This window comes from Peribacillus sp. NPDC101480 (assembly GCF_050277335.1).
Lineage (GTDB): Bacteria > Bacillota > Bacilli > Bacillales > DSM-1321 > Peribacillus.
This window is the reverse complement of record NZ_JBNNSB010000001.1, coordinates 1,105,717-1,119,901: the sequence shown is the minus strand read 5'-3', so window position 1 is coordinate 1,119,901 and position 14,185 is coordinate 1,105,717. Positions and strand designations below refer to the sequence as shown.

Sequence of the window (14,185 nt, the reverse complement as noted above, 5' to 3'; positions counted from 1 at the left end):
GCTTCGATTTTACTACATTGGTAAAGTGATCTAGGTTCATAGAATGCCCTCTTAGGTATAAAAGACAAAGATACACCAAACTTTTTCGTTAAAAAAACGTAGCTATCTTGGGCTATATAAATTTTTTCTAGAAAATATGTATCTTTTTTATCCTTTGTTTCGTCAAATACTATGAATCTGATTTAAAGTGCCGCCCCTTTATTGAAAGATTCCCAATTCAGCAGGAAAAGTTAAGGAGGATTATCATGAAAAAAATGAATAAATGGGTCATTGTAACCATTTTATTATGCCTATTATTGCCATATAAGGCTTTTGCAGATGCAGCTGTTGGTGAAATGATCGTCACACTTGGTGAGAATCTGACGAATGAACAAAAAAATATGATTTTATCAGAAATGAAAGCACCTAATGATGTTGAGGTCCTTACGGTTACAAATGCGGAGGAACATGAATACTTAGGAGACTATATTGCTAGCCGTCTGATCGGTACAAAAGCGATTTCATCTTCTGCGATTACTTTGGAGGAAAAAGGGACCGGACTTAAATTGGAGTCGAAAAACATTAACTGGGTTTCCGATGAAATGTATATCAATGCATTGGCAACAGCTGGAGTAAAGGATGCTACCGTTTATGTCACAGCGCCAATACCCGTCTCCGGTACAGCGGCTTTGACAGGGGTCATTAAAGCCTATGAAATCTCTGCCGATAAGAAGATTCCTGAAAATGTGAAACAGGCAGCGAATGAAGAAATGGTGAAAACAGCAAAATTGGGTGACGAAATCGGTACAGAAGAAGCCTCTGCACTTGTAACGAAAATCAAAGAGGAAATGGCTGCAAATCCACCAGCCAATACTGAGGAGGTCCGCGAGGTTGTCGAGTCTTCAGCAAAAGACCTTGGAATCACCTTAAATGATGCTCAAGTCCAAAGTTTAATTGATTTATTCAATAAACTAAAAGAATTGGATATTGATTGGAACGCTGTCGGTGATCAGCTTACTGCAGCTAAAGATAAGCTTTCCAATTTTCTTGAATCCGAAGAGGGTCAATCATTTCTGGATAAATTGAAAGAAGTCTTCAGTAGTTTAATAGACGCGATCAAGTCACTTTTCAGTTGACTCCAATAAAAAAAGGATGGCCAATGCCATCCTTTTTTCTATTCTTTATTGACGACTGCCTCTTCATGAAGGGCCAAATCCAAATGGATAAGATCTTCGTACGTCTCGCGTTTGATGACCAACCGGGCTTCTCCATTTTCGGCAAAGACGACTGCCGGTCTCGGAATCCGATTGTAATTATTCGACATGGAATACCCATATGCCCCTGTACAAAATACCGCCAAAACATCACCGCGGCCGGCTTTTGGCAATGGTAAATCCCAAATCAGCATATCTCCGCTTTCACAGCATTTCCCGGCAATGGACACTGTCTCTTCTACAGGGTCAAGCGGCCGGTTTGCCAGAATTGCATCATACTTCGCCTCATAAAGAGCTGGACGTATATTATCACTCATTCCCCCATCAACGGCAATATATTTACGGACATTAGGAACTTCCTTTTCAGAACCGACCTTGTACAACGTCACACCGGCATCTCCGACTAAAGAACGGCCAGGTTCAATCCAGATTTCAGGCATAACTAAATCGGAATCAGCAATCAGGTTCTGCACTTCCCTAACGATTTCCTCAACATATTGAGACGCCGGTAGCGGATCATCCTCTTGTGTATATCGAATCCCGAATCCCCCTCCAAGATTCAATACCTTTGGTTGATACCCTACCGAATCGTGCCAATCATTCAGCTTGCCAATAATTTTTTGGGCCGCGAGAAGGAAACCTGTCGTTTGAAAGATCTGGGAACCTATATGGCAGTGCAGCCCTAGAACTTCCAGGAATTCACTTTGCAGCGCTTGCCTAAGGGCTGCTTCGGCCTGGCCATTAATAAGATCAAAACCAAATTTCGAATCTTCTTGCCCTGTCAAAATATAATCATGCGTATGGGCTTCAATACCCGGTGTTACACGAAGAAGGATTTTCACCTTTTGTTCACGGTTTGTACAAATTTCTTCCAACAGTGTCAACTCTGAAAAATTATCGACTACTATACAGCCAATGTCATAATCCAAAGCCATATGTAGCTCTTCTTCACTTTTGTTATTTCCATGAAAGTGAATCCGTTCTGTTGGGAAATTTGCCTTAATTGCCGTATACAATTCCCCTGCTGAGACAACATCGAGAGAAAGTCCTTCTTGCTCAGCCAACTGGATCATGGCAATCGAAGAAAAGGCCTTACTTGCGTAAGCAACTTGAGCCGAAATCCCCAATTCCTCAAAAGTTCTCTTAAACCCTCTTGCCCGTTCGCGAATTAGCTCTACATCATAAACATATAATGGTGTGCCAAATTGTTCGATCAATTCGATCGTGTCCACTCCGCCAATCTCCAGATGTCCACGTTCATTGACACCACTGGTTCCGTACAAATGCATGATAGCCTCACCTTCCTGACTTAAAACTAAAGATTAATAAGAAATGAGGCAGCCTCAAATAAAGAAACCCTGCTGTAAAAGGTTCTCTATATGAACAAGCCTCATCCTAATCGATTATCCCATGTAAATATTGTCCTCTATGACTGCTTAGTAGTTCGAAGGGAAAGACAGATTGGTTTAAACTCCAAAGAGTCATAGTAGCTTTATCTCTTTGTGAATCCTAACTTTACCGCTTTATCCGAATAAAATTAAATTACCACAACTTTTCGACAACATCAACCTTTAGATTTTCTTGGCTGCCTATATAAATCCTGGGGATGTACAATACTCGGACGTTCTATAGAACCTGGATAAGGTCTTCTAAATATTATATGTGACAAGGCTTTCGGCTGAAACGGTAGAAGCGGCCATAAATAAGGTGTATTTAACGTTTTTATGCTAGTAAGCATAATAATGTAGAGCGTGATGCCTATGACTAGGCCAGGCACTTTAAATATAGCGACCAAAACTAGCAGTGCCAAACGGGAAATTTTATTCGCAACCCCTAGTTCTAAACTCGGAGTGACAAATGTACCGATTGTAGCCACTGAAGCGTAGAGAACCACTTCAGGAACAAAGAGGCCAACATCTATCGCTATTTGCCCTATCAAAACTGCCGCAACCAAGCCCATCGCCGTTGAAAGCGGGGTCGGAGTATGAACGGCTGCCATCCTTAGAAATTCTATCCCAATATCGGATATGAAGATTTGGACTACAATGGGTATATGCGTTTTTTCATTCGGTCCGATATACTCGAACTTTTCCGGCAGAAGGGAAGGCTCTAAACAAAACAATAACCAAATCGGCAGCAAGAATAACGAAACAAAGATCCCGAGAAACCGGACCCAGCGCACCAAGGTCCCAACGGCAGGTGCCTGCCGATACTCCTCAGCGTGTTGCATGTGATGGAAAAGAGTGGACGGGGTAATGATGACACTCGGTGAAGTATCCACATAAATAAGGACATGCCCCTCAAGCAAATGCGTTGCCGCCACATCAGCCCGTTCCGTGTATCTGACAAGCGGGTATGGATTATACTTTTGATTGACGATGAACTCTTCGATCGTTTTATCAGACATCGTTATTCCATCAACCTCAATACTATTCAATTCCTTACGAACGATTTCTATTAAATCGGGATCGGCAATATCTTTAATGTAGCCGATGGATATATCCGATTTCGATCGTTCCCCTACATGCAGCATTTCGAAACGTAATCTTTCATCCCGGATTCTCCGTCTGGTTATCGCTGTGTTAATGATGATATTCTCGACAAAACCATCCCTTGATCCACGGACGACTTTTTCCGTATCGGGTTCTACTGGCTGTCTCCCAGGATAACTCCTGACATCCACAACCAATCCTATTGGTTTACCATCAACAACAACGACGATTAAACCGGATAATACCTGATCAACAAGCTCATCCATCGTCTTTATTTCCTGAACGGATTGGTGTACGAGTAAGTCTTTGACTACATCAAAAACTTTAGTAGACACGATATCGGCATTTTTGTTATGAATAAGAGAATCGAGGATATCAATGATGTACTCTGTATCCGTCAGCCCGTTTATATAGTAAATATGCACATCTTTTCTATAGACCTTTATCTTTCTTACTCCTAAGTCGAAGCTGACGCCTAGACCCACTTTCTCTTCCATGTATGCGTCAACTTCCGCTACCCTACTCGGAATCGGCATCATGTTTTCAGGTTTTTCTGAAGTCATCATGACCACTCCTTTCCAATATGATTTCCACCGCTAGCTTCGTTATCGGTGCTCCTCTTTTAAAATCGTCCTGATGGGACATTTTTCCAATATCCCCTATCCCAACTACGATGGGAACATGTAATTGATCGATGCAATAAACCGTATCTCCTGTTATCTTGCCCAGTTCAAATTCCTCGGCGCCGTATTTATCAACCCCGTTCGGTGTCAAATTACCATCACGGTCAATACAGATATCCACCTTGGTCCATTCTTCCCTTCTAGTCTTTGAAGCGACCGCTATCACGCCAAGGACATCAATATCAGGATGTCCGGCAACTACCTTCATTGCCTGTTCGCCTGATCCTTCTCCTATAAAACCGCTATCATCAAACATGACCAATACAGGATCATACTTCGCCTTTTTTATTAATTCAACTAACTCCAAGCCCGTATATCGTGATGGATTACCTTGGGACATGGAGATACATCTTCCCCCTATTTCCTTGGCTACATGCTCGACAGCCCGTTTCGCATACTCATCTCCATCCGTAATCAATATCACTTTTCGTTTGGTCACCATCTTGGGCCTACCTTTCATCATCAGGAATAGTTACCTCTTACACTTATAAATCGACAAAATAAATCCATTGGAATAATGATCCGGCTATTTTTCCCAATACGAGTGCCATTAACAGATATATGATCTTCTCTTGAATTCCGATTCGTTTTGAAAGAACCGGAAATACATTCAGGACTTCAGTTAAGGCTGCCGCAAGCATCCCATTAAATATCCCGTCAGCCAAACCGATCGGAATTAATAAAAAATGCGGGAGGGAAAGTTCCGTTTCCTGTAATCCTAACCATGTTCCTGCGACAACTCCGGCAATGATGGCTCCTTCGTAGTAATGTATCATTTTCATTGTTTTTGTCAGCTGAGTCAGCCTTGGAATCACCCCAAGTACAGTTAAAAACGCTACAAAACCGGCACCTGTCGCAAAACCCCCAGCTAAACCGACAAAGATTCCGAAGATGATTTTACCGGTCATCAAGGTGGCGCACGTTTTCCTTATTTTCATTCATGATTACATAACGGTCCAAATCCTGCTGATAGTTGAACATTTCAACCTCGAGCGGACTAGGTTCCTCATTGAAGCGTTTTTTAAAGAAGTGATTAAAAAATAGAATCATGCCCATACCAAGGCCGAAGCTATATGGGATTTGAATCAATAACGGCTTATCATCCACTTTTCCCGTTATTATAGTAAAGATTTTTTGATGCACTTCCCCCATGCTGACATCCACATGAAAATTCATTATCGTCATTCCGCCGCCGACAAATAATAAAAACCAAACTAAGGCGAATGTCAGGTATGACATTTTCTTTTTCGAGAGGATGATTTCGATGATCGTTTGAGATGGCCCGAATGTCTCCACTTCAATAGTCGAATCCACCTTGCGGATGGCCATGATAACTTGAGCCAAATCAATGACAATAATATTCCTATCTTCCTTCTTGACCGTTAATAATATGATTTCTTCAATTAAGGTGATCACTTCTTCAGGTCCGATTATCCTTGCAATATCTTTTATCCTCACCGTTTGATTTCCCTTTACTTGTACACGGTTCCTCATCCTGATATATACAACTGCCACTATCATCACATCCCGACCTTTTATTTCCTTATGCTAGTAGTATGGATTGGAAGCAGTTTGAAAATGCAGGAAGTGAACCATGTCCATATATTACTAATTTGAAAACAAAAAAAGACATGCTGCAATGACAGCATGTCTTTTTGATTTAGATTCATACTTTAATGAGTGGGGAAGAAAATCAGCTGAACCAAAAATATCAATCCAAAAATATAAATGAGCGGATGTACGGATTTTCCTTTTCCACTAAATACCTTCATAAGGGGATAAGTAATGAACCCGATTGCAATGCCTGTAGATATACTTGAAGTAAGCGGCATCGTTAAAATGATCGCAAATGCAGGAAATGCCTCATCGAAAATTTTCCAATTGACTTTTGCCAGCCCTTCCATCATGAAACATCCCACGATGATCAAAACAGGAGCTGTGATTGCTTGAACTGAAGAAATTGCCGATATCAATGGAGAAAAGAAAATCGATGCAGCAAACAAGATTGCCACGACTGTAGAGGTTAATCCCGTACGTCCGCCAGCAGCCACTCCCGTACTTGATTCAACATAGGCAGTCGAAGGGCTTGTACCAAACATCGAGCCGACTGTCGTCGCAATCGCATCACCTAAAAAGGCTTTCTTGGCACGGGGGATTTTCCCATCCTTCGTTAGTCCTGCCTGTTCCGTCACGCCAATCAAGGTTCCTGTCGTATCAAAAATCGTCACAAGTAAAAAGGCGAAAACAATTGAATATAAAGAATTCGTAAAGACCCCGGCAATATCGATATCAAAAAATACTGGTGTTGGAGGTACAGATAAGACCCCATCGAAGTTGAGCAAACCGATAAAGTAGCCAATGATTGCCGTAACGATCATACCAATGAAAATTGCCCCTTTAATATTACGGGCCATAAAAATCAAGGTAATGAATAAGCCTGCTAATGCTAAAACGGTTCCAGGCTGATGCAAATCCCCAAGCGTCACCATAGTTGATTCATTAGGAACTACGATTCCTGCATTTTTTAATCCGATAAACGCAATGAATAAACCAATTCCTGATGTGATGCCATATTTTAATGAATTAGGAATCGCATCAATTATCATTTTACGCAAGCTTGTCACGCTAATTAGCAGAAATAGCAAACCAGCAATGAAAACCGTACCGAATACGGTCTGGTATGAAAGACCCTGAGCACCCACTACGCTGGCAAAATACGCATTCAAACCCATCCCTGGTGCTATCGCAATCGGGTATTTTGCAACGAGTCCCATGATAAGGGTACCGATCACCGCTGATATGACCGTTGCCATGAAAACTTGCTCAAATGGTATTCCGATTGAAGACAATAAAGCCGGATTCACGATTAGGATATAAACCATAGTTAAAAATGTCGTAACACCCGCCATGACTTCTGTACGGACATCCGTCCCATTTTCTTTCAGGGAGAAAAACTTTTCCATAAACATATTTTAGACCTCCAGATCTAAAGGAAACACCGACAACCGTTTGCACGAAAAGACAAGGTGTCCTAATATTGTACTGCATCAACGTTTTTCCTAATCAATATTGATTAAAAGAAAGCTAAAAAAACGAATGAAAAACGCGACCTTTACTATAATATTCGTTTTTAATCCTAAATTCAACTAAAAAATTCGACCCCGCTCATATTTTCATTCTACTTGATAAGAACCACTTTTACTTTTTCCTAAAATCAATCATTTATTTTCAAGCTCAATGAAAAACCACATGAATCATTGATTCATGTGGTTTTTCATTTGCTGAAGAATCTTCTTTTCCAGCCTTGACACCTGGACTTGGGAGATGCCAAGCCTTGCCGCCACTTCCGATTGCGTCTGATCTTTATAATACCTCAGGAAAACAATCAGCCTTTCACGTTCATTCAATTCTTGTATGGCTTCTTTCAAAGCAATTTGATCGAACCAGGAGGTTTCATTATTGTCGGCAATCTGGTCAAGAAGAGTAATTGGATCTCCATCATTTTCGTAAACCGTTTCATGGATGGATGAAGGGCTCCTGCTAGCTTCTTGGGCCATGATGATTTCCTCTGGCGACAGCTCTAGATGTTCCGCCAATTCATTGACAGTCGGAACTCGGCCATACGTCTTTGAAAGCTCCTCTTTGGCCCTGCGAATTTTATTCGCCATTTCCTTTAATGACCGGCTTACTTTAACCGTTCCGTCATCACGGATAAAACGTTGGATTTCACCAATGATCATAGGCACAGCATACGTTGAGAATTTCACTTCAAACGATAAGTCAAATTTATCCACGGACTTTAACAGACCAATACAGCCTATTTGATAAAGGTCATCCGGTTCGTAACCTCGATTGAGGAATCTTTGCACTACTGACCATACAAGCCTCAGATTGCTGTTGACAATCAGATTTCTCGCATCTTGGTCACCGCTCTGGCTGCGTTGGATTAAATTCCGCAATTCCTCATCTTTTAAATGGGGCTGGCCTTTCTTGCCCTTCTCGTTTTTAACCTCCACATCCATATGCAAGTCTCCCTTAATTGCACAAAGCTCTGCTTGTAGTTAAGTGCTTTTTTAATCGAATGATCGTGCCTTCGCCCTTATGGGAAATTATATTGATTTCATCCATGAAGTTTTCCATGATGGTGAATCCCATTCCGGAACGTTCAAGTTCGGGTTTTGTCGTAAATAACGGCTGTTTAGCCTCCTCGACGTCTTCAATGCCCAGTCCCTCATCCCGGATGGTCAATTCCACAGTATCGCCTTCGATGATCACTGAAATGTATACCCAACCTTCCGGGTCACTCTCATACCCATGGATAATCGAATTCGTAACGGCTTCTGACACGACAGTCTTGATCTCTGTCAATTCATCCATCGTCGGGTCCAATTGGGCAATGAAAGCCGCAACAGTTACCCTGGCAAAAGATTCATTTTGGCTAAGTGCAGAAAATTTCGTTTCCATTTTATTTTTCATTTTAGGCAACCCCCAGTCTTTGCAAAGCGTTTTTTTCGGATAGTTCCATTTTAACAATTTTAAACAACCCTGACATCTCAAATAACCGCTTTACTGCCGGAGAAATTGCACATACCACCATTTCACCTTGCTTTTTATTCACCTGCTTATAGCGCCCTAAAATAACCCCAAGCCCTGAACTGTCCATAAAATCCAATTCTTCCATGTTAAGGATGATATGTTTGATATTATGCTTTTGAATGGCTGCCTCTGCCTGGTTTTTCAATTTTTCTGCTGTATGATGATCTAAATCACCTTTGAGACGAATGCACAATACGCGATTTTTCGCCTCCATATTAATCGTAAGACTCATTATATACAGCCTCCTTCACTGTCTTATAAAGAGTCAAATTCTCTTTTTCACCTGCCGATTCCTCCTTACTAGCAAAACTAGTGGAGTTTCGCCTAAATTAGTACGATTAACAGGTATTGCGACAATTTATTCTATTTCGCTTGGGTAAACATGCCGAAAGCCCGTTTATACAATTGCCACCAGCTGGCATTTTCAACAGTTTCCTTCGCAACAATCGGAGATTCGACATACACCTTGCCGTTTTTCTTCAATTCAAGCGTACCAATTTCATCACCTTTTTTAATCGGGGCATCCAAATCTTTATCAAGCGTGATTTTTTTTGTAAAGTCCTTTGCCGTTCCATTTTTGGCTGTCAAAACTGAAATAGGTTCACTTGTCACACCCACAACCGATTTCTTGTCGCCTTTACTTACCTTTGCTTCACCTAACACCTCGCCGCGTTTATAAATCGGGTATGTGATATATTGTGAAAATGCATAATCTAACATCTTTGTGACCTGAGCATTTCGTTCCTTAGGAGAAACGGCTCCGAAAACGACGGCAATGACACGCATATTCCCTTTTTTTGCGGTCGCTGTCAAACAATACTTCGCTTCATTTGTGAATCCTGTCTTCAGTCCATCGACCCCAGGGTAAAATTTCACTAATCTGTTCGTGTTGACTAGCCAGAATTTCTTTTCGGTATTTTCACGGAGATAATCTTCATATGTACCCGTGAACCTTGTAATCGTATCGTATTTCAATAATTCCTTCGCCATGATCGACATATCATGTGCCGAACTGTAATGATCTTTAACAGGAAGGCCTGTTGCGTTTTGGAACTTTGTATTTTTCAACCCGAGGTCTTTCGCCTTTTTGTTCATTTTCCTAACAAACTCTTCTTCCGATCCAGCTAGACGTTCTGCCATCGCCACCGATGCATCATTCGCCGAACCAATCGAGATGCCCTTGAGCATTTGTTCTGTGGTCATTTCTTCACCTGGCTCGAGGAAGATCTGGGAACCGCCCATTGATGCTGCATACTCACTAGTCCTGATTTTCTCCTTCATGCTAAGTTCGCCTTTATCGATCGCTTCCATGATCAGCAGCATTGTCATGATTTTCGTCATGCTTGCCGGCGAAAGACGAACGTCTGCATTTTTATCATAGAGAACAGTACCTGTATCCCGTTCAATCAAAATAGCCGATTTAGCATTTGCCGCCAATTCGACTCCTTTTTCCTCAGCTGCTTTTGTATGTGGGATGCTAAAACCCATTGCTACCAATACGGTTAAAAATAGAGAAAGAATCCGCTTCATCTCCATACCCTCCAATCTTTATAGGATTTATTTTTTCCATTAAACCCATTTTTATACAAATAAAGATGAATTTTGAACATATACTGGATATGGGTAACGAAGTGAACCAAATTAAAAGAGGATGCGCATGGGCATCCTCTTTTAAACATTCAATGAAATAAACGTAAAAAGGCCACGCAAAAGCGCGGCCTTTTTTGGAAAATATTTATTCCATGATCTCTTTATAGATCAATGTAGGTTTTTCTACTTTCTCTTTTGAAATCGCAATGCTTTCATACAATTTTTCTTTTACCTTTGAAACATCTTCAAAGTTGCTGTAAATCGTCACAAGGGATTCACCTTTTGCCACGGTTTCCCCTATTTTTTTACGAAGTACCAGTCCGACTGCCAAATCAATCTCTGATTCCTTAGTCGCCCGCCCGGCACCTAACAGCATGGCTGCCGTTCCTACTTCATCAGCGATGATCTCCGATACATATCCGTCCTCTTTCGCTTCCAGCTCGAAAGTATGGGCAGCCTGCGGCAGTTTTTCCGGCTGATCCACAACCGAACCATCGCCTCCCTGCGCTTCTAGGAAAACCTTGAATGAGTTAAGTGCAGAACCATCCTTAATCGCATTTTCCAGCAAGGTTCTTGCTTCCTTCAGAGAACTTGCCTTTTTGGCAAGGTATACCATATGGCTTCCTAGTGTTAAAGAAAGTTCCGTTAAATCTTCCGGTCCTTCTCCTTTAAGTGTATCGATGGCTTCCTTCACTTCTAAAGCATTTCCGATTGCGTAACCCAACGGTTGGCTCATATCGGAAATGACAGCCATCGTATTTCGCCCTACATTGTTTCCGATGCTAACCATTGCATGCGCCAACTCTTCGGAATCTTCAAGCGTTTTCATGAAAGCGCCCGCTCCCGTTTTAACATCAAGTACGATTGCATCAGCACCAGCTGCGATTTTCTTACTCATGATCGAGCCAGCAATCAAACCGATACTGTTAACGGTAGCCGTAACATCACGCAATGCATATAGCTTTTTGTCGGCTGGAGTCAGGTTACCACTTTGTCCAATGACAGCTATCTTATTTTTATTAACAAGTCGTATGAACTCGTCGTTTTCTATTTCGACATGAAATCCCTTTACAGACTCCAACTTATCGATCGTTCCGCCTGTATGGCCAAGACCGCGTCCTGACATCTTTGCCACTGGAACACCTACAGCAGCAACCAATGGCCCAAGCACTAATGTTGTCGTATCACCAACACCGCCTGTTGAATGTTTATCGACCTTAATTCCTTCAATCATCGATAAATCAATTTGATCTCCTGATTCGACCATTGCCATGGTTAAATCAGCACGTTCCTGCTCATTCATGCCTTTGAAATAAACAGCCATTGACCAAGCGCTCATTTGGTAATCCGGAATCGATCCGTCGGTAAACCCTTTGATGATGAACTGTATTTCTTCTGTAGTAAGAGCCTTTCCATCACGCTTTTTCTCGATTAAATCTACCATTCTCATATTAGAATCCCCACTTTTTTAAGGACACCGCTTCTCTTTAGGTGTACTTGTATTTTTTGGTCCGTTTTATATGTCTTTAACGATGTGCTTAACAAATTCCAGAAAGCTGCTTTTCACTTTTTCCGTCGTTTCAATTACCTCTTCATGCGACAAAGGCTGATCCAGAATGCCTGCGGCCATATTGGTAAGGCATGAGATTCCGAGCACTTTCATATCGCTATGCCTTGCTACGATAACTTCCGGAACTGTTGACATACCAACTGCATCCCCGCCAAGGATCCGTGCCATTTTCACTTCTGCAGGTGTCTCATAGGTCGGTCCTGTATTCCCGATATAGACACCTTCTTTAATATCCAATCCTAGTGAAGCTGCTATTTTTTTCGCTTGTGACCGAAGGTCTTTATTATAAGCTTCCGACATATCAGGGAATCTAGGACCGAAACGCTCTTCATTAGGACCAATCAATGGGTTTGCCCCCATTAAATTAATATGATCCGTAATGAGCATCAAGTCACCTGGTTCATAGCTTTCATTAACGCTTCCGGCAGCATTCGTTACAATTAACTGCTTAACACCAAGAAGTTTCATTACACGTACAGGAAAAGTGACCTTCTCCATGGAGTAACCCTCATAAAAGTGGAAACGCCCTTGCATGGCTACAACTTTTTTGCCACTTAATTGTCCAATGACAAGCTGTCCAGCGTGTCCTTCAACAGTCGATACCGGGAATTCCGGGATTTCGTGGTATGGAATCGTAATGGGATTTTCAATTTCATCTGCCAATACTCCAAGTCCGGAACCAAGAATCAGGCCTATCTCCGGAGAGCCTTCAATTTTACTTTTTATGAATGACGCAGCAGTTTCTATTTTATTAAACATCTATTTAATCTCCCCTAAATTTAGATCGCCCAATATATTTTTCCCGTAGGCAGGCATTTTCACATCAAAGTTAGCAGCGACCGTCGCCCCGATATCAGCAAATGTATCTCTTATCGGGAGTTCGGCACCTTCTGTAAATCGTTTGGAATAGACTAATAAAGGTACATATTCACGTGTATGATCGGTTCCTTCATGGACCGGATCATTCCCGTGATCGGCAGTGATGATCAATAAATCATCCTCTTTCAGTTTATCAAGGACTTCCGGCATCCTAGCATCGAATTCTTCCAATGCCTTTCCGTATCCCTCTGGATCGCGGCGGTGACCGTATAAAGCATCGAAGTCGACTAGATTAAGGAAACTTAACCCTTTAAAATCCTGTTCCACCGTTTGGATTAATTTATCCATTCCATCCATATTGGATACGGTCCTTAATGATTCAGTGACGCCTTCCCCATCAAAGATATCCGAGATCTTCCCGATTGCGAGCACGTCATATCCAGAATCTTTCAATTCATCCATTACTGTCCGATTGAAAGGCTTCAATGCATAATCATGACGATTAGGCGTTCTTTTGAAGTTTCCTGGTTCACCTGTGAAAGGTCTGGCAATCACGCGTCCAACCTTGAACTCATCAGCCATTGTCACTTCACGGGCAATTTCACAAATCTTGTACAATTCGTCTATCGGGACGATGTCTTCATGTGCAGCAATCTGTAATACGGAATCTGCTGATGTATATACGATCAGCGCACCCGTTTTCATATGTTCCTCGCCGAGCCTTTCAATGATTTCCGTGCCGCTTGCAGGGACGTTCCCAATAATTCCCCGACCCATCTTCGCCTCGAGTTCATTGACTAATAATTCCGGGAAACCATCCGGAAATACACGGAATGGAGTCGATATGTTCAAACCCATGATTTCCCAATGTCCAGTCATCGTATCTTTTCCTGTAGAGGCTTCCTTCATTTTCGTATAGTATGCGAGAGGTTGCTGAGCTTTTTCTATCCCCTTGATTTCACGGATATTGCCTAAACCCAATTTTGCGAGAGTCGGCATGTTCAATCCATTCATTCTTTCTGCGATATGGCCGAGTGTATCCGCCCCTTTATCACCGAATAAATCTGCATCAGGTGCTTCACCAATTCCAACTGAATCCATAACTATTACAAATATTCGATTAAATGCTGAATTCCCTTTCATAAGTCATTCCTCCTAAAATAGTAAATCACTTTTTATACTCTCTATAATACCCTTATTCTGCTCATTTACTCTTCATTTTAAATGAAACTGCGAGAACGT

The 14,185-nt window shown here is 41.7% G+C and carries 14 protein-coding genes; 1 reads left to right on the top strand and 13 read right to left on the bottom strand.

Annotated elements, in window-relative coordinates; genetic code table 11:
• The first annotated feature begins 245 nt into the window (after nt 1-245).
• Nucleotides 246-1,115, top strand: a complete 870-nt coding sequence (locus ACQKMF_RS05605; protein WP_402938246.1) for a DUF1002 domain-containing protein — start codon at nt 246-248, stop codon at nt 1,113-1,115.
• Nucleotides 1,116-1,153: 38 nt separating this feature from the next.
• On the opposite strand, the gene lysA is transcribed toward ACQKMF_RS05605, so the two are convergent.
• From lysA to deoB, 13 genes are all read right to left on the bottom strand, one after another.
• Entirely contained in the window at nt 1,154-2,482 is a 1,329-nt protein-coding gene (gene lysA / locus ACQKMF_RS05600; RefSeq protein ID WP_402938249.1) for a diaminopimelate decarboxylase, read from the bottom strand.
• A 275-nt stretch (nt 2,483-2,757) separates the two neighbouring features.
• Complete coding sequence (locus tag ACQKMF_RS05595) at nt 2,758-4,224, bottom strand: spore germination protein (RefSeq protein WP_402940100.1); 1,467 nt, start codon at nt 4,222-4,224, stop codon at nt 2,758-2,760.
• A 4-nt stretch (nt 4,225-4,228) separates the two neighbouring features.
• Nucleotides 4,229-4,810 carry a stage V sporulation protein AE gene (locus ACQKMF_RS05590; RefSeq protein WP_057278873.1) on the bottom strand — a complete coding sequence of 194 codons (582 nt, stop codon included), beginning with the start codon at nt 4,808-4,810 and terminating at the stop codon, nt 4,229-4,231.
• A gap of 43 nt (nt 4,811-4,853) precedes the next feature.
• Nucleotides 4,854-5,276 carry a stage V sporulation protein AB gene (locus tag ACQKMF_RS05585; RefSeq protein WP_034308131.1) on the bottom strand — a complete coding sequence of 141 codons (423 nt, stop codon included), beginning with the start codon at nt 5,274-5,276 and terminating at the stop codon, nt 4,854-4,856.
• Entirely contained in the window at nt 5,266-5,889 is a 624-nt protein-coding gene (locus tag ACQKMF_RS05580) for a stage V sporulation protein AA (protein WP_363320591.1), read from the bottom strand. The genes ACQKMF_RS05585 and ACQKMF_RS05580 overlap by 11 nt, the downstream gene beginning before the upstream one ends.
• A 152-nt stretch (nt 5,890-6,041) precedes the next feature.
• Nucleotides 6,042-7,331: an NCS2 family permease gene (locus tag ACQKMF_RS05575; RefSeq protein WP_230177095.1), complete on the bottom strand. Its 1,290-nt coding sequence runs from the start codon at nt 7,329-7,331 to the stop codon at nt 6,042-6,044.
• A gap of 291 nt (nt 7,332-7,622) precedes the next feature.
• Complete coding sequence (gene sigF / locus ACQKMF_RS05570) at nt 7,623-8,390, bottom strand: RNA polymerase sporulation sigma factor SigF (protein WP_101222470.1); 768 nt, start codon at nt 8,388-8,390, stop codon at nt 7,623-7,625.
• Between the two features lie 13 nt (nt 8,391-8,403).
• The gene (gene spoIIAB, locus ACQKMF_RS05565; protein ID WP_053346844.1) at nt 8,404-8,844 is read right to left on the bottom strand and encodes an anti-sigma F factor; all 441 of its coding nucleotides are present in this window, start codon (nt 8,842-8,844) and stop codon (nt 8,404-8,406) included.
• Between the two features lies 1 nt (nt 8,845).
• On the bottom strand, nt 8,846-9,196 hold the full coding sequence (spoIIAA, locus tag ACQKMF_RS05560; RefSeq protein ID WP_034308142.1) for an anti-sigma F factor antagonist: 351 nt from the start codon (nt 9,194-9,196) through the stop codon (nt 8,846-8,848).
• 131 nt (nt 9,197-9,327) lie between these two features.
• Nucleotides 9,328-10,494, bottom strand: a complete 1,167-nt coding sequence (locus ACQKMF_RS05555) for a D-alanyl-D-alanine carboxypeptidase family protein (protein ID WP_402938255.1) — start codon at nt 10,492-10,494, stop codon at nt 9,328-9,330.
• A 205-nt stretch (nt 10,495-10,699) separates the two neighbouring features.
• The gene (locus ACQKMF_RS05550; protein ID WP_101222472.1) at nt 10,700-12,004 is read right to left on the bottom strand and encodes a pyrimidine-nucleoside phosphorylase; all 1,305 of its coding nucleotides are present in this window, start codon (nt 12,002-12,004) and stop codon (nt 10,700-10,702) included.
• A gap of 66 nt (nt 12,005-12,070) precedes the next feature.
• A complete protein-coding gene (locus ACQKMF_RS05545; protein WP_101222473.1) occupies nt 12,071-12,883 on the bottom strand; it encodes a purine-nucleoside phosphorylase in 813 nt (270 codons plus the stop codon).
• Nucleotides 12,884-14,086, bottom strand: coding sequence for a phosphopentomutase (deoB, locus tag ACQKMF_RS05540; protein WP_101222474.1), 1,203 nt, complete (start codon nt 14,084-14,086; stop codon nt 12,884-12,886). It abuts the gene before it with no gap.
• Nucleotides 14,087-14,185 lie beyond the last annotated feature (99 nt).